Below are 17,056 nucleotides of genomic sequence, written 5' to 3' on the forward strand. Positions count from 1 at the left end.
ATGTGTCATTCGCATTCTGTCTTAATTTATGTTGTTGTAATTATAGTTTAAAGCGTTCGATTTCTTGTTTTAATTCACTCGATAGTTCAGATAATTCTGCCGCTTGAATAACCGATTGCTTTGTTTCTTCTGTTAATTCATTTGATACATCACGAACGGCTTCAGTATTTCGAGTTATCTCTTCAGTTACTGATGATTGCTCTTCTGCTGCCGCTGCAATTTGAGCTGCCATATCGCTGATCTGAGTAACTGAGTAACTGAGTTGGTGATTTGTAATAAACTCGCTGATGCAGATTGAGCATCTTCAACACTGGTGTTCGCTAACATTTGACTGTCTTTCATGATCCCAACGGCTTTTTGAGTGGTGCCTTGAAGAGTCTCTATCATTTGTTGAATTTCTTGAGTTGATGCATGAGTACGCTGACTCAAGATTCGAACTTCATCAGCGACCACTGCAAAACCACGGCCTTGTTCGCCTGCTCGAGCTGCTTCAATGGCAGCATTTAGTGCGAGTAAGTTTGTTTGTTCGGCAATATTTTGAATAGTAGAAAGAATCGTATTGATATTTTGAGCATTGTGGTGAAGATCTTCAATAACCCCAGTTGCTGTTTCAACTTCTTTGGCAAGATTATCAATCGAGTGTTGGCTTTGGCTTACTTGCTTAGCACCATGATTTGATGCCGTAACTGTTTCTTCTGCGGTTTGAGCGGTATTATCAGCATTGCCTGCAATTTCTTGCGTTGCCGCAGCCATTTCATTAATCGCAGTGGCAACCATATTGATTTCATCCATTTGGTGCTGGATACGTACATTGCGTTCCTCAGCACCTTCGGCAGTAGAATTCGCTTGATGTGCTAGCGTTACTGAAATATTACGTAAACGGCAAACCATTGAATGCATATTGCCAATAAATGTATTGAAGTTAATAGCAAGCTGACCGACTTCATCATCACTGTGTGGTTCTAAGCGTTGTGTTAAGTCTCCTTCACCCGATGAGATTTCTGCTAATGCGTCTGAAACACGGGTTAGATCTTTAAATAAAATATTAACCATTATTGTTACGCCGATGGCAACAATAATGGTTAATATGAGGCTTAATAAAATGATTTCACGAAGAAGGGCTGAATGACCTGCTTCTTCAGTTGCTTGGGTCATTTCAACCGCAAATGTCCACTGGGTATTTGGTACTTGTGCAAAATACACGAACTTACTGTCGCCATTAATTTCAGCAAATTCGATAGTATTTTTGTTGATTGACTCTTGAATACTCTGTGGAGTCATATCAGAAAAGTAACGTACCACCTCTTTTTTAATTAATGATTTATTGGGGTGAGCTAAGAAAGTCCCATCGCTGTCGATCAGCATGGTGATAGTATCTTTACCTGCATCTAAGCTAATCACATCATCGATTAATTGGTCGATTAGTACGTCTGCACCAATTATACCAAGGAAAGTGCCATTTTTATACACTGGTTCAGCGATGGTAACTAGAAGAGATTGAGTGATAGCATCTTGGTAAGAAGAGGTGATGATTTGTTTATTTTCGCGTTGGGCTTCTTGATACCAAGGGCGTTGACGGGGATCATAATCAGCACGATTACGTTCAGGGTGAGAGCGATGCATCTCTCCCGTTGGGGTGCCAAAGTAAATATCATCGAATCCACCTGCTTTACGACTTAACTGTAGAAATGAAACAATGTCTTCAGTTTGAGTGTAGTCATTAGTGGCATGTGCGATTTCAGCTTTAATTGAAATCCAATTTGAGATCCCCGTGGTTGCTGCTGAAGTAACACTTTCTGCTCGGGAGTATACTCCGTTGCGAGTTTGTTCGAATAACTGATTTGAAGCAAGCCAAGTTAATGCAAATGCAGTCACAACAACAGCGAGTACACTTGCACCTATTAGTTTATGTTTTAGTTTCATTATACTACCTAAATCCATGGGTTAATTTTGCTAAAAATAGAGCCGACGATTAATTTTTTATAAGGCCTAATCTGTTATCGGGAAGTCCATACAGAACTTAACTGGATTTGGCTAAAATATATGAAATTTTATTGTTATATTGATAAATGTTTTTGAATTGTAACTTGTTGACGAGGTAAACGTTTGCTTTGTGTGTGTTTTTTATTTAGTTGTTTTAGTTTTATGATTTATTCGTGATCTAACAGACATATTTATGAAATCAATGTGAGAGTAAAGCGTAATTATTTTAAACTTGGTCAGGTTATTGGGTTGAATCACTCGTAATTGATTGATTTGGTCTAGTTTATTACCCTTGAATGAATGGTGAAACATGATGGAACGTCTTTCTCTAAAAACAGCGATTGCTGCGGCATTGGTTACAACGCTAGCAGGTTGTGCAACAACAACTGAACATGCATGGCAAGAAGATACAACGTATAAGCTAACGGTATTACATACAAACGATAACCACGGTCGTTTTTGGCAGAATAAATACGGCGAGTATGGCATGGCGGCTCGTAAAACGCTGATTGATGAGTTACGTGCAGATGTCCAAGCACAAGGCGGTAGTGTGCTCCTTCTTTCTGGTGGTGATATTAATACCGGTGTTCCTGAATCAGATCTTCAGGATGCTGAACCTGATTTTAAAGGCATGAATAAAATTGGTTATGATGCAATTGCCCTTGGTAATCATGAATTTGATAATCCATTAGATGTATTGCAAAAGCAGATTGATTGGGCTGAGTTCCCAATGTTATCAGCGAATATCTACGATAAGAAAACCGGTGAGCGTAAATATCAAGCTTACGAAATCTTTGAAAAGCAAGGCATTAAAATTGCTGTTGTTGGTTTAACAACTGAAGACACTGCTAAAATTGGTAATCCAGAATACATTGGTGATTTAGAGTTTCGTGACCCTAAAGCAGAAGCGAAAAAAATCATTGCAGAGCTAGAATCGAATGAGAAGCCGGATCTTATTTTTGCAGTAACGCATATGGGTCATTATGAGAATGGTAACCGAGGTATAAATGCTCCGGGCGATGTATTATTAGCTCGTTCATTAGATGCTGGTGAGCTAGATATGATTGTGGGTGGTCACTCACAAGAGCCAGTTTGTATGGAAGGCCCAAATGTCGCGAAGAAAAACTTTACGCCAGGTGATGAGTGTCAACCAGACCAGCAAAATGGCACTTGGATTGTTCAGGCTCACGAATGGGGTAAATATGTAGGTAAAGCTGATTTTGAATTCCGTAATGGTGAATTAGAAATGGTTAGCTACAATTTAATTCCTGTGAACTTGAAGAAGAAAGTGAAGATCGACGGTAAGAAACAACGCGTCTTTATTCAAGAAGAAATTGCTCAAGACCCTGAGTTACTTGCCTTCCTAACACCTTTCCAAGAAAAAGGTCAAGGCCAGTTGAATGTGAAAATTGCATCAACTAACGGTAAGTTAGAAGGGGATCGTAATGTGGTTCGTTTCCAACAAACAAACCTAGGTCGTCTGATTGCAACTTCTCACATGACTCGTGCAAAAGCGGACTTTGCAGTAATGAACTCTGGCGGTGTACGTGATTCAATTGAAGCGGGTGATGTAACGTATAAAGACGTATTAACGGTTCAACCATTTGGTAATATTGTTACTTATGTAGACATGACAGGCCAAGAAGTTTTAGATTACTTAAATGTTGTAGCAACAAAACCTATTGATTCTGGTGCTTATGCTCAATTTGCGGGCATTAAGATGACCGTTGAGAATGGTAAAGTATCAAATGTATTTATTGGTGGTAAGCAATTACGTCTAGATAATACATACCGCTTTACTATCCCAAGCTATAATGCCGCGGGTGGTGATGGCTACCCTAAAATTTCAGATCATCCAGGCTATGTAAATACGGGTTTTGTTGATGCTGAAGTTCTTAAAGAGTTCTTAGAAACAAACAGCCCAATTGACGTAAACAAGTTTGCGCCACACGGTGAAATGACTTATAAGTAATCATTAAGAGAAGATAAACCCCTGAATCGATATGACCTCAGGGGTTTTTGTTTATCAATTCAACAGTTTGTTGTTTTTATAAGCGAACAAAAAGAAAAAACAAAATAATGCTTGTCAAAAAACTCTCAGACAGTATTATAGCCCTCGTTGACACGGACAAGGTCTTTGTTTAACAGCTCGGTGAATAGCGCAGCTTGGTAGCGCATCTGGTTTGGGACCAGAGGGTCGGGGGTTCGAATCCCTCTTCACCGACCACTTTTAAGAAAGCCGCATCAGAAATGATGCGGCTTTTTTACGTCTGTAATAGAATGCTTATTATTTAATTTAGCTAATAAATAGGCATTGATAGCTATCAACACCTATTATGCTTTAAAGACCTTAGTTATGCGTATTAAATAGCGCTAACTTTCCATTCTCTTTAAATGCTACAACTTGGTATTTATCTTTCTTATCACCATATTCCATCCCAGGAGATCCCATTGGCATACCTGGAACGGCTAGTCCTTTATAATCTTTAGGGTCAGCTAAAAATTTCTTGATGTCATCTGCAGGGATATGACCTTCAAATACATAGCCATCAATTACAGCGGTATGACAAGAGGCAAGGCGAGGATCCACACCTAGCTTTTCTTTTACTGCGGCCATATCTTCATGTTTCTCTGTGTTTACGTCATAACCATTATCTTTCATATGATCTTCCCACTCTGTACAGCAACCACAGTAAGGGGATTTATAAGAAGTGACTTCAGTTGCTGCAAATACTGAGGAGCTCATTAACATTAGAGAAGTTAAAGCGAGTGTTTTTACGTTTTTCATTGTGAAAATTCCAAGGTTTATTTTGAATGAGGTGATAGCCAAAACCAGTAGATAATGGCAATAATCAGAGCAATACCGAATAGATTAATCATGCGAAGCTCCTTTTTTATTTGTGAAGATCTCGTTGAGAACGAGGGGTAAATAGTCGTAATCGATTTGCATTGGTTACGACAGTAATTGAAGATAATGCCATTGCAGCGCCAGCCACTACTGGGCTTAATAACACCCCAGTGAATGGAAATAAAATACCAGCAGCAATAGGAATACCGACGGTGTTATACACAAAAGCACCAAACAAATTTTGTTTCATGTTTTTCATTGTGGCTTTAGATAACTCAATGGCGCTTACTGCGGTGAGTAGTGAGTGGTTCATTAAGGTAAGATGAGCACTTTCAATTGCGACATCACTGCCATTACCCATGGCGATACCAACCTCAGCTTGTGCGAGAGCTGGTGCATCATTAATGCCATCACCAATCATGGCAACTTTTTTACCTTGGGCTTGTAGGGTTTGGATTGCCTGAGCTTTTCCATCAGGAAGTACACCTGCAATGACGTGTTTAATCCCTAACTCTTTTGCAACGTGTTGCGCTGTTTCTTGGCGATCGCCAGTCAACATGACCACATTGATACCAAGCTGGGTGAATTGCTTAATCGCTAACGCAGAGTCTGCTCGAATTGAGTCACTGACTTCAATAACACCAATACACTCATTTTGAATGGCTACATACAGTGGTGTTGCTGATACAGAGACAGTGATGCCTGGAATATCAATGTTGTTATTTGCTAAATAAGTACGATTACCAATGTAAACCGTATTAGCATTAACAGTGGCTGAGGCTCCTAATCCTAATTGAGCGATAAAGTCGGTACTGTTGATATTATCCCAAGAATTTTTCTTTAAATAATTTATAACCGCTTGAGCTAATGGGTGCTCAGAGTGACTTTCTACCGCAGCGGCTAATGAGATAATATCAGCCTCTGTATAGTCATTAAAACCAGTGACCTTGGTTACCGTCGGTTTTCCCTCGGTTAATGTTCCTGTTTTATCAACAACAACAGTATCTATTGTACTTGCCGTTTGAAGTACATCTGCATCTTTGATCAGCGCACCAAATTCGGCGGCTTTACCTATCCCAACGGTGACTGACATTGGGGTTGCAAGACCAAGTGCACAAGGACAAGCAATAATAAGTACCGTTGTAGCAACAACTAGCATATAACTAGAAGTTGGCTCTGGTCCAAAGTTATACCAAATCAATGCAGATACAATGGCAATGATCATCACGCTTGGGACAAAGAGCGATGAAATTTGGTCAGCTAACTTCGCTAACTTTGGTTTGCTACTTTGTGCATTTCGGACCATTGAAATGATGCGTGCCAGCATGGTGTTTTCACCCACGTTTGTTGCAATAAATGTAAAACTGCCTTGTTGATTAATCGTTCCTGCATGAACAGTGTCATCTTTGGATTTTAAACAAGGTAAAGGCTCACCAGTAAGCATGGCTTCATCTAGATAACTCTCACCACTGACAATAGAGCCATCAACAGGTATTTTTTCACCAGGTTTGATTTTAATGACCATGCCTTGAGTGACCTGAGCTATTGGTAACACCAACTCTTGACCATCTTGTATCACTGTTGCTGTCTGCGGTTGCAGATCTAACAGTTTTTCAATCGCGGTAGATGTGCGGTTTCTGGCTTTAGTTTCTATCAAGTTACCAAGTGTAATTAAGCCTAAAATCATCGCGGTGGCTTCAAAATAAACATGACGAGCTTGCAGTGGAAAAAACTCAGGTGAAATAACTAACGCCATAGAATAAAGCCAAGCAGAGCCAGTCCCTAACGCGACTAAAGTGTCCATGGTTGCTCTGTGATGAGTAAAGGCCTTCCATGCATTTACATAAAAGTGTTTACCCGCAGTAAGCAGTAAACCTAAACAAATCAGGCCAATAACGCCCCATGCTAACTGATCATTAACGGTGGTGATTTGCATATTGCCGCCCAAAACACCCCACAACATTAGTGGTGCGCCAATGGCGAGTGAGATGATGGTGTTCTTTTTATGTGTACTGGTTGTTTTTAAAAACAATTCTTTTTGTCTTGCGCGACGTTGATCTTCACTGAGACTTAGTTCTGCCCCATAGCCCCCCGCTTCTATCGCTTGAATAAGCTCTGTGACATTAATATCACCGTGGATGAGTGCGGTGCGTTCAGCCAGGTTAACCGTTGCTGATTCAACATGATCAACATGTGTAATAATGCTCTCTACTGAGGCGACACAGCTAGCGCAAGTCATGCCTGTTAATATCAATTGCGTTGTTTTTTTATCGATAGATTGCAGCGATTCTATCGCATTATTTATGCTTGGTTTTAATGGTGATTGATTGTTTGAATCGAGAGCGTTATCGACGTTAAATGGGGTAGTACTTGCTTGAAACCCTATTGATTCAATCAGCTCAATGATCAACTCTTGTGGTTGTGTAGTATTAAAGACAAGCTCTGTTGTTGAGATGGATTCAATGCTTGAATGGGAGAGTGTACTCAAGGCTTCTTTGGTTTTATTTATGCATTTATTGCAATTCAACCCTGCGAGATACAGTGAGACTCGTTTTTTCTCAGGAATGGAATAACCGAGTTGCTCAATAATTTCAGCGATGTCTTGGTAAGTCAATGTTGTCGTTAGTGCTAGTTCCGACGTGGTTACTGAGTATTGAGATATGTTTGGGGTGTTAGCAAGCTCTTGTTCAACCTTCGCTACGCAACGACCACAGTTTAATCCTGATAATGGAAGAGTAAATTCCTGACTCATAATAACCTCGTTAACTATTCTTGATATTGCCAATAATAAACCTTACAGTAAATGGAAGGTCAAGAGATTAAATGAGTTTAAAATGAATATTAGTGAAGTAGCGAAGTTAACCGGATTAACAGCGAAAGCCATTCGATTTTATGAAAGTAAAGGGGTGATCAACGAGGCGAATCGAAGTGCTAATGGCTATCGTCAATATACAACCACTCAGGTGGAAGAGTTGCAGTTGATCAGGCGTTCAAGATTAGTGGGGTTTAGTCTAGAAGAGTGCCAAGAATTATTAAGCTTATCAAATAACCCTAATCGTCGCAGCGCAGACGTAAAGGCAAAAACCTTAGAGAAGGTTGCAGAGATTGAAGCAAAAATTCAGGAGCTAAAAGGGATGAAGCAAACGCTATTAGAGTTAGCCAATGCATGCCCTGGTGATGAAGGGTATGATTGTCCTATTATTAAAGGATTAACCTGCTGCCACGATAAAAAGTAGCAACAGGCTTTTGCTCGATAAATTAATAAAGCAGTGAGTAAAGCTGGCGACGGAATGGAGCTGCAATAGGGTTACCTTGACCAAGAGCGGATAAAATATCCATCATGGTTTTTTTCATTTGGCCATCTTGGGCATTAAGATCTTTCAATAAAGCAGTCATTAGGATCTCTAATGCTTCTTCTTGACGGTTGACTTGGCTGTATTGGATTGCAAGCTCTAAAGCGACGTCATTATTGGTTGGATCAGCATTGTAGGTATCTTCTAATGCTTGGATCTCTGGTGTATTTCCGGCTTGTTTATGCAACTCAAGTTTAGCCATTAATTCTTTGTATTTGCTGTCTTTATCTTGCATTAAAATGTCAGAAAGAATGGCTTCTGCTTGATCATAAGCTTGAGTTTCAATGTAACATTGCGCAATGTGCAGTTTAATTTGTCCATTGCCACCAAAGTGCTCAAGTAATCTAAGAAGAGTAGGAAGAGCCGCTTGATATTCACCTTCTTCAACCAGTTTAAAGGCTTGGCCTAATTGAAGTTCTTCTTGGCTTGGTAGATGTTTGTTTAGCATCTCCTGAATAGCTTCGATAGTTTGAGGTCCACCCATGCCATCGATGGCTTGGTTATTTTTAAATAAAGCTATCGTCGGTAAAGTTTGAACGCCAAATTGTTGAGCAAGGCCTTGTTGCTCTTCACAGTTAAGCATAACAAGGGTAACAGCATCACCATATTGCTGGGAAAGTTGCTGTAAGGCTGGAATCACGGTAATACTTTCTTGGCTCATTGGCGCCCAGAAGTGGATTAGCACAGGGGTTTGCATTGAGCTTTCTAAAATTTGTTGGAAGTTTTGTTCGTTTAGTTCAACGCTATGTTCTGGTTGCATGATCTTTCCCTAAAAACAGTATTTATTCTTTATATAGATATATGGGAAGTTATATTGTTTTTCAAGGAAATAGAAATAAGAAAGCCACTATAAAAGAAATTATAGTGGCTATTCTAAATATAAGCGAAGACAATTGTTAGATCAGTATGAATACCGCAACAGCAACACTCACACAGATCCAGTTGATTTTACCTAGTGTCATATTCCCCCCGAAAAAACACCATCTACCGGATAGGAATGAATATACGTTTTCAATATGACACTAATATTACATTTTTACTCTTTTCTCATATTTATTAAATATTACACACTGATGACAGTATAAAGTGAGGCTAATCACTCTTATTTAAGATCATATCTAAGTACTTTGTTGGTAATAATCGTTTTAGAACCGCAAACAAATGAGTGGGGAAAGTGACGCGATAGCGGGCTTTGGGTCTTGATGAGTTAAGTGCATGGAGTAAGGGAGGAATAATAGAATTTGCTGGAAGGACAAAAGCACTACCTGATTGTTCTTTTTCAAGTCGTTGTTGTTGAATAAGGTACTTTTCTTTGTGGTAGCTATTATCTATATTTACCCATTTTTTAAATGCTTTCAGTGCATTAGACCGAAATTTGGTTTCAATTGGACCGGGTTCAATTAAGCTTATTTTGATATTTGTTTCTGAGAGTTCTAGGCGTAATGTATCAGTCCAGCCTTCAATCGCGAACTTTGATGAGTTATAAGCCCCACGATATTTCATCGCAACAATACCTAGTACAGAGCTGTTTTGAATGATACGGCCTTCACCTTGCTTTCTCATTACCGGAAGCAGTTCTGTGACTAATTGATGCCAACCAAAGAAGTTTGCCTCAAATTGTTCTTTTAATGCTTCCCTTGGTAGATCTTCAAGTGCTCCGGCTTGACCATATGCACCATTATTGAACAATCCGTATAATTTTCCATCAGTAAGTCTGATTATTTCTGCAACCGCGTTAGTAATACTTTGTGGGTCTTTATAGTCTAAATAGAGACAGGTTAAGCCTTCGCTTTGCAATCGTGCGACGTCTTCTTGTTTTCGGCATGAGGCTATAACGTTAAAGCCATGCTGCTGTAATTGATGGGCAGCGGTATAGCCAATACCGGTTGAGCAGCCTGTAATAAATATGGTTCGCATCATGAATTTTATCTCTAATGAGTAACGTTAAGATGAGTATAAAGCAGAGTTGAGTCGTTGTTCATTGATTTTTTAAATATAAAAAAGACCAATAGCAGATGCCATTGGTCTTTTCGGTATTCTCAAATAATGAGGCTATTAACGTTAACAACGTAAGTTAAATGGCTGCTTTTTTTGCTTCAGCTAACCAAGAGTTGAATAAAGGTCGATTTGCTTTTATCCAGCCATTAACGTGAGATTTAATATCAGCTGAGCTGTTTTTGCCTTTACTCATCATCATGTTTTGCGCACTAACATCATTAATATTTAGTTTGATGATTTCAAATAATTTAGCTGCTGCAGGGTTTTGTGCCGCAAACTCTTTATTAGCAATGATACGCATAGAGTTCATTTCAAAACCGTAGTTTTTACCATTAGATAAAGTAGTATCAACATCTTTACGATCCCCTGGCAAGGCAGAAAAAGGAACTTCTAACCATACGACATCTTTATTAGGAATAAGAACGCCACTTACCCAATAAGGTGTCCAAGTATAATAGATAACAGGATCACCATTTTTGTAACGTGAAATGGTATCAGCAATGATTGCGGCATAGTTACCTTGGTTATGTGTGACTGTATCTTCAAGTTGATAAGCACCAATTTGGTGTTCGATTACCATTTCACAACCCCAGCCAGGGTTACAGCCGGTAAGGTCTGCCTTACCATCACCATTTGCATCAAACAATTTTGCAATTTTTGGATCTTTTAATTGACCAATATGAGTGATGCCGTATTTTTCAGCCGTTTTTTTATCAATTAGGTACCCTTGAGCGGCACCACTAACATATTGACCTTGGCGGTAAAATTTATCATCGCCACCAGACATTTTGTATTTATCAGCATGAAGAGGGAACCAACCTACTGCAAGAAAAGTCGCATCGCCTTTTGCGATTGAGGCATAAGCAACGTTGTAATCAACTTCTTTTGTTGGTTTTACATCATAACCTAGCTCTTCAAGCGCTCGGTTTACAATTGATGTTTGAAACGTCTCTTCAGCAACGGTTGATTGAAGGGCTTGAACAGTAACGCCTTCACCAGGTAGTTTTTCTGCCCATACATTTGACGATAAAGCCAAAGTGGAAACGATACTTAGCGTTAGTGCTTTCTTCCATGAATTAATCATTCTTATTTCTCCTTAAGTTGTAATTCTGTTTTTAGTTCTTTTTTCTGAGCAAACATATTTAGCAAGATGGACACCGGTCCCATGTTGTACCAACGTAATTTGGTGTTACCTGCATTTACACCTAATACTTGGGTGATGCGGTCGAGTAAAATCGCAAGAATAACAATACCTAAACCACCGACAGCAGCCAGTCCCATGTCTAAGCGCCCGATACCTCTTAATACCATTTGACCTAATCCACCGACCGCGATCATTGACGCAATAACCACCATAGATAGGGATAACATCAAAGTTTGGTTAACTCCGGCCATAATCGTTGGTAGGGCAAGTGGTAGTTGAATTCGATACAGCATTTGCTTTTTGCTGGCACCAAATGAATGGCCTGCTTCGATTAACTCTTCTGGTACTTGTTGAATACCTAGAATCGTTAAACGTACAACAGGAGGCAGTGCAAAAATAATGGTTACAACAACACCCGGGACATTACCGATGCCAAATAACATCACAATTGGAACCAGATAAACAAAGGCAGGTGTGGTTTGCATTGCATCTAAAATAGGTCGAACAAATTTTGCTGCCGTCTTGCTTCTTGCCAGCCAGATACCCATAGGTAATCCGATAAGCAGACAGAAAAAGACAGAGGTCATTACAAGTGATAGTGTGGTCATGGCTTCAGACCAAGCACCAATAAGACCAACTACGATCAATGAAACGGCTGTAGAGATACCTAACTTAAGGTTAGAAAATTGCCACGCGAGCAAAAATAGAATAACGAGCATAAAGGGGGCAGGCGTGGAGACGAGTGCCGTTTCAAAAGAGCCTAAGATGAAATCGATAGGAACACGAATAGCTTGAAATAATGGGCGGCCATGTTCAACTAACCAGTTTAAGCCTGATTCTACCCAAACATCAACAGGAAGTACGGCTTCTTCAAATGGGTTTAATGGGTCAAAGACTTTGACTTCAACCGCTTCGCTATTTAACCAATCTGCTGACGCTGATGTATCGCTCGCTTGACCCCATGGGTCATCACTTGCTTGTGTTGTTTGTGACCATGGGTCATTGTTTGTTTGATCTGATGACATCGTTTTACCCCTTATCCAACGTCTGAAGTAATCGTGATTTCGTCACAACACCAAAATAATTGCCATTATCGTCAACCACAGGAACGGAATAAGGCACATTAGCCACGACGCCTAAAATATCATTGATAGCTTGGTTTGGTTTGAGTGTTACACCATCTGCAAGTTGAGCACTGACAAGAGAATTGCTGTCGTTGTGCGCCTCGCGAAGAGAATCAACAGAGACGATGCCAGAATAGAGGTTACTCTTATCTACAACGATGCCATATTCTCTATCATTATCCATTAGATACTGAAGAGCAGATGCTGGACCATCATGTTCTGATTTCTTAAACATAGCGGCAGGTTTTTTACGAGCAATGTCTTTGGCTGTTAAGACGTTCGCGACATTAACACCACGAAAGAAGGCTTCAACATAATCATTTGCAGGGTTGTTGAGGATGTCGTCAGGAGTGCCGACTTGAACAACTTCACCATTTTGCATGATGGCAATTCGGTCACCAATGCGCATCGCTTCATCTAAATCGTGAGAAATAAAGACAATGGTACGTTTGTCATCGTTTTGTAGGCGAATCAGCTCATCTTGCATTTCCGTTCTAATCAACGGATCAAGAGCAGAGAAAGCTTCATCCATTAATAAAATGTCAGGATCACAAGCGAGTGCTCTTGCAAGACCAACTCGTTGTTTCATACCGCCAGATAATTCATCAGGGTAAGATTCTGCATAAACATCAAGACCAACTCGTTCTAATGCACTTAGCGCATGTTTTTTGCGCTGTTCGACGGCAACGCCTGCTAACTCTAAACCAAAGGCTGCATTTTCAATGACAGTCATGTGTGGCATTAGGGCAAAATTTTGAAAAACCATTGAGATATTATTGCGGCGAACTTTGCGGAGTTCTTCTTCAGAGATGTGTGCAATGTCTTTTCCTCTGAGGAGTACATTGCCTTGAGTCGGTTCGATAAGTCGATTGAGAAGACGAACTAGGGTGGATTTACCTGAACCTGAAAGGCCCATAATAACGAAAATTTCACCTTCATGAATACTGAGAGATACGTTATTAACACCAATGGTTAATCCTGTTTTCTCAAATACGTCGTCTTTATTTGCGCCTTTTTTAATCATTGTGAAGGCGCGATCAGTGTCCTCTCCAAACACTTTGTATAGTCCCTTAACTTCCAGTATGGGATTCATTTTTAAGTCCTTTGTAAGCTATGTGTATTAAATATTCATTAGTACTATAATTAAAATAGTGCTATTTATCAATGATTGCCATGTTGTAAAGTGACTTGTTATTTATTCCCTTTAGTTTTTCGCTAAAGTTATGATTGTGTATCTTGTTGTTTTTTATGTTATTTTATTTTCACCCCTTTTGGGGATGAATTTTTTTGTTACCATTGAGATAATGAAATTTATCTTAATGGTTCGATTGATTAGCTAGGTACTTCTAAATGATTTGAGTACAAATGAATTCACTGGGTGATTTATTGTTAAATCACTCAGTGAATTATGTGTGGACGTACATGGGGTGTGTAAAGGCTTGATTGTTAGGGGAGGTAAAGCGATTTAACTTAGCTCAATAAATGTTTCAACGCAGATTCAATTCGAGAGTAACGAAACTTAAATCCTTCATGTACGATCCGCTTTGGACGAACTCTTTGACTGTCGGTTAACAAAACAGAGGCTTCACCAAGAATTGATTTAATCACTATATTCGGTGTATACAGAAAGTGAGGGCGTTTTAGCGTTTTGGCGAGCGTGTAACTAAAGGTTTGATTGGTTACTGGGTGTGGCGCTGTTAAATTATATATTCCATTACTGTCATCTTGCTCTATTAAATGCAGTATTCCATGAACCATGTCATCAATATGTATCCAAGACATATATTGTTTGCCATTGCCAATAGGACCACCTAATCCACATTGGTAGGGAAATCGCATTTTTTTGAGTGCTCCACCAGATAGAGAGAGAACGACACCCGTACGTAAGATACAAACACGTGTTAACTCACTTTGAGCTTGTAGCGCTTTACTCTCCCATTGTTGACAGACTTGATGAGCAAAATCGGTTGAGATAGTGTTCGTCGCTTCATCAACATCTTGCGATCCGTTATCACCATAATATCCAATCGCAGAACCTGATATAAAACAACGTGGTGGCGCTGTAGAATTAAGGCAAAGTTTGGCTAATTTATCGGTTAAATCACATCGACTATCTGTAATGATTTTTTTTTGTTTTCGAGTCCATTTTTTATCAGCAATAGGCTCTCCTGCTAAATTAATGACAGTATCAATATTATTGAGATCGGAAAATGAAGAAAGATCCGAAATGAAATCAACATGAGGCAAAGCTAAATGAGCTAATGAAGATTGAGCTTTTTCTATATTGCGCGTCAGAAGCACTAGCTCATGACCTTTAAGATGATCCAGTAACTGCTTTCCGATCAATCCTGTACTTCCTGTAATGAGTATTTTCATCCCGTCTCCTGCAAGATATTTATAACTGTGGTTTAAGTTAAGTATAAATTGAGTTCACTGATTGGCAACTTTCATTGGATTTTCCTTTATACTTGAGCTTTGAAATGACTCTTAAATACTGTAAGGATTCTTGTGAAATTATTTTTTGCCTCTGATTTACACGGCTCATTGACTGCGACTCAACGTATGATTGATACGTTTACTGCTTCTAAAGCAGAACATTTAATTCTGCTTGGTGATCTGATTAATTTTGGGCCAAGAAACCCGATCCCTGAAGGTCATGATCCAATCGCAGTTGCTGAATTATTAAATCAATACGCAGAGTCTATCATCGCAGTGAGAGGGAATTGTGACAGTGAAGTCGATCAAATGCTGTTATCTTTTCCTATTATGTCTGATTACAATATTGTGTTGCTACCTACTGGTCAGAAATTATTTTTAACACATGGTCATATTTACAATGCCGACAAACATCCTTTATTAAAGAAGGGCGATATTATCGCTCATGGACATACGCATATTACGGTCGCAGAATGGCAAGGAGAACAGATTATTTTTAACCCGGGTTCAACCACTTTTCCTCGTAACGAAGGCGGAAAACCGAGCTATGGTTTACTTGATGATAATCGCTTGTCAGTTCTGGACTTTGATGGGAATGTATTGAATGCCATTGTTCTTAAATAGTAATCAATTATTGGAAAGGAAAATGATTGATTAGATAATAAAAATCCGAGGTAGGCTATCATCTCGGATTTTATTATAACGATCATAAAGACTATTTTAATGAGAAAATAGAATACCTGAACCATAATTTAAACTGGTCAGTAATAATGTTTTATCATTAACCACATCAACACGTTTACTTTGTTGAGCATCCATTCTGAATACGCGCATGATCAGTTTTTTCTGTGAACCAGAAAAATCTTTATTATCATTAGCAGTAACGTCTTTAAATTCAGTAGGATCAATTAATAAGTAATCTCCGCTGTAATCCCAGTTCCCCGTTTCCATAACATTAATCGTTAGCGGATGAACATTTTCAGATATCCCACTAAAAAGTGTCAGTGTAGATGATTTTGAATAGGTCTTATTTGGCAGATAAACAACATTTGATTTAATATCTGCGCGTTTTAAAGGACCCATGTCATCATAATCAGTATCAATCCGAACGGTACTCATACTTTGCCATTCTTTAGATGTTAATAGTTGTTCGACCTTACTGTCGCTTTCCCAATAAAACCATCCACTACCTAACATTGATATTAGAAGAAGAGCGATGGGGAAAAAGCGTTTTGCCATTGGAAGTTGCTCGCTATTTAACCACATACTTTATCTACCTCTTTTTGATCAATCAATAATCGGACACTAATGCTTTGATCACTGTGTTTTTCATTATGAATATAATTCAGTGTGATTTGATTTGATTTGGTTGGCCACTGGTTGCAATAACTTCTATTGGTTTTAGCGTATCAACATGATTTGAATTATAAAAGACAGTACATTGCTCAATCAGAGGTTGCCATTTATCGATATTAGGGTGGTTAACAGGAACGAAAATAGGCACGTCGTCATATTTTGCTACTTGTATGAATGCATCTGATTTTGGCGTTTGATTCACATAAGCAATGATAGGCAAAATAAAAGCGATAATTAGAGTTAGCGTACCAAGTAACGATAAGTGAGCTTGTGGTTGATTAGTTGTGATATTTTCTTTTGCTACGGAATGTATAGTTTGCTCTTTAGCTGAGCTATTTGCCGTCGGTTTTTGAGGTAATTCTTCTTGGTGCTCGATTGTTAGGTTATCGATATCCGTTAAAGAATCCGTATTTTTATCTGCACTTTCTTGCATATCATTTGTGACTTGATGTACGGCAGTTGAAATAAATTGATAACCACGTTTAGGCACTGTTTTTACATAAACAGGCAGTTTAGTCGGGTCTTGTAGCATTTTTCGTAGCGTCGATATCGCCTGTGTTAAACTAGAATCATCGACTTCAAATCCTTGATCTCGCCATACATATTCATGTAATTCATGACGACTAACAACCTTCCCTGGTTCTTGAATAAGCAGGCTTAAAACACGGCTTTCATTACCACCAATACGGATAATTTCATCATCATTTAATGTATCAATTAGACTATTATCATTAGGATCGAATAGAAACCGGTTGCCAATAATAATTTTGTTATTTTCTATATTCATTGGTTGTTAACTCAGTGATGGTGATTC

The 17,056-nt window shown here is 39.0% G+C and carries 13 protein-coding genes, 1 tRNA gene and 1 pseudogene; 4 read left to right on the forward strand and 11 right to left on the reverse strand.

What is annotated here, in order from left to right:
* Nucleotides 1–40: 40 nt before the first annotated feature.
* Nucleotides 41–1,923: pseudogene (locus tag PVK62_RS07145) on the reverse strand (methyl-accepting chemotaxis protein).
* A 370-nt stretch (nucleotides 1,924–2,293) separates the two neighbouring features.
* On the opposite strand from PVK62_RS07145, the gene ushA reads away from it, so the two are divergent.
* Nucleotides 2,294–3,955 (forward strand): bifunctional UDP-sugar hydrolase/5'-nucleotidase UshA, encoded by a 1,662-nt coding sequence (ushA, locus tag PVK62_RS07150; protein WP_274443728.1) that lies wholly within the window; start codon nucleotides 2,294–2,296, stop codon nucleotides 3,953–3,955.
* A gap of 178 nt (nucleotides 3,956–4,133) precedes the next feature.
* A tRNA-Pro gene (locus PVK62_RS07155) sits at nucleotides 4,134–4,210 on the forward strand.
* 123 nt (nucleotides 4,211–4,333) lie between these two features.
* On the opposite strand, the gene PVK62_RS07160 is transcribed toward PVK62_RS07155, so the two are convergent.
* A complete protein-coding gene (locus PVK62_RS07160) occupies nucleotides 4,334–4,771 on the reverse strand; it encodes a DUF411 domain-containing protein (protein ID WP_274443729.1) in 438 nt (145 codons plus the stop codon).
* A gap of 106 nt (nucleotides 4,772–4,877) precedes the next feature.
* The gene (locus PVK62_RS07165; RefSeq protein ID WP_274443730.1) at nucleotides 4,878–7,583 is read right to left on the reverse strand and encodes a cation transporter; all 2,706 of its coding nucleotides are present in this window, start codon (nucleotides 7,581–7,583) and stop codon (nucleotides 4,878–4,880) included.
* Nucleotides 7,584–7,665: 82 nt separating this feature from the next.
* On the opposite strand from PVK62_RS07165, the gene cueR reads away from it, so the two are divergent.
* A complete protein-coding gene (gene cueR / locus PVK62_RS07170) occupies nucleotides 7,666–8,067 on the forward strand; it encodes a Cu(I)-responsive transcriptional regulator (RefSeq protein ID WP_274443731.1) in 402 nt (133 codons plus the stop codon).
* Between the two features lie 22 nt (nucleotides 8,068–8,089).
* Here cueR and PVK62_RS07175 read toward each other — a convergent pair whose 3' ends face one another.
* The 6 genes from PVK62_RS07175 to PVK62_RS07200 all read right to left on the reverse strand — a co-directional run bounded on the left by PVK62_RS07175 (nucleotide 8,090) and on the right by PVK62_RS07200 (nucleotide 14,826).
* Nucleotides 8,090–8,944 (reverse strand): thioredoxin family protein, encoded by an 855-nt coding sequence (locus tag PVK62_RS07175; protein ID WP_274443732.1) that lies wholly within the window; start codon nucleotides 8,942–8,944, stop codon nucleotides 8,090–8,092.
* A 332-nt stretch (nucleotides 8,945–9,276) separates the two neighbouring features.
* Entirely contained in the window at nucleotides 9,277–10,104 is an 828-nt protein-coding gene (locus tag PVK62_RS07180; protein ID WP_274443733.1) for an SDR family oxidoreductase, read from the reverse strand.
* A gap of 154 nt (nucleotides 10,105–10,258) precedes the next feature.
* Nucleotides 10,259–11,266, reverse strand: coding sequence for a glycine betaine/L-proline ABC transporter substrate-binding protein ProX (proX, locus tag PVK62_RS07185; RefSeq protein ID WP_274443734.1), 1,008 nt, complete (start codon nucleotides 11,264–11,266; stop codon nucleotides 10,259–10,261).
* A 2-nt stretch (nucleotides 11,267–11,268) separates the two neighbouring features.
* Nucleotides 11,269–12,351: a glycine betaine/L-proline ABC transporter permease ProW gene (gene proW, locus PVK62_RS07190; RefSeq protein WP_274443735.1), complete on the reverse strand. Its 1,083-nt coding sequence runs from the start codon at nucleotides 12,349–12,351 to the stop codon at nucleotides 11,269–11,271.
* 4 nt (nucleotides 12,352–12,355) lie between these two features.
* Complete coding sequence (proV, locus tag PVK62_RS07195; RefSeq protein ID WP_274443736.1) at nucleotides 12,356–13,543, reverse strand: glycine betaine/L-proline ABC transporter ATP-binding protein ProV; 1,188 nt, start codon at nucleotides 13,541–13,543, stop codon at nucleotides 12,356–12,358.
* A gap of 377 nt (nucleotides 13,544–13,920) precedes the next feature.
* Complete coding sequence (locus PVK62_RS07200; protein ID WP_274443737.1) at nucleotides 13,921–14,826, reverse strand: TIGR01777 family oxidoreductase; 906 nt, start codon at nucleotides 14,824–14,826, stop codon at nucleotides 13,921–13,923.
* 132 nt (nucleotides 14,827–14,958) lie between these two features.
* Here PVK62_RS07200 and yfcE point away from each other — a divergent pair, with 132 nt between their 5' ends.
* Nucleotides 14,959–15,510 (forward strand): phosphodiesterase, encoded by a 552-nt coding sequence (gene yfcE, locus PVK62_RS07205; RefSeq protein WP_274443738.1) that lies wholly within the window; start codon nucleotides 14,959–14,961, stop codon nucleotides 15,508–15,510.
* Nucleotides 15,511–15,606: 96 nt separating this feature from the next.
* Here the strand turns inward: yfcE and PVK62_RS07210 are convergent, their stop codons facing one another.
* Together PVK62_RS07210 and PVK62_RS07215 are read right to left on the reverse strand one after the other, a co-directional pair.
* Complete coding sequence (locus PVK62_RS07210; protein ID WP_274443739.1) at nucleotides 15,607–16,152, reverse strand: regulatory protein ToxS; 546 nt, start codon at nucleotides 16,150–16,152, stop codon at nucleotides 15,607–15,609.
* Nucleotides 16,153–16,231: 79 nt separating this feature from the next.
* A complete protein-coding gene (locus PVK62_RS07215; protein ID WP_274443740.1) occupies nucleotides 16,232–17,029 on the reverse strand; it encodes a winged helix-turn-helix domain-containing protein in 798 nt (265 codons plus the stop codon).
* Nucleotides 17,030–17,056 lie beyond the last annotated feature (27 nt).

Source organism: Aliivibrio sp. S3MY1, assembly GCF_028765575.1.
GTDB lineage: Bacteria > Pseudomonadota > Gammaproteobacteria > Enterobacterales > Vibrionaceae > Aliivibrio.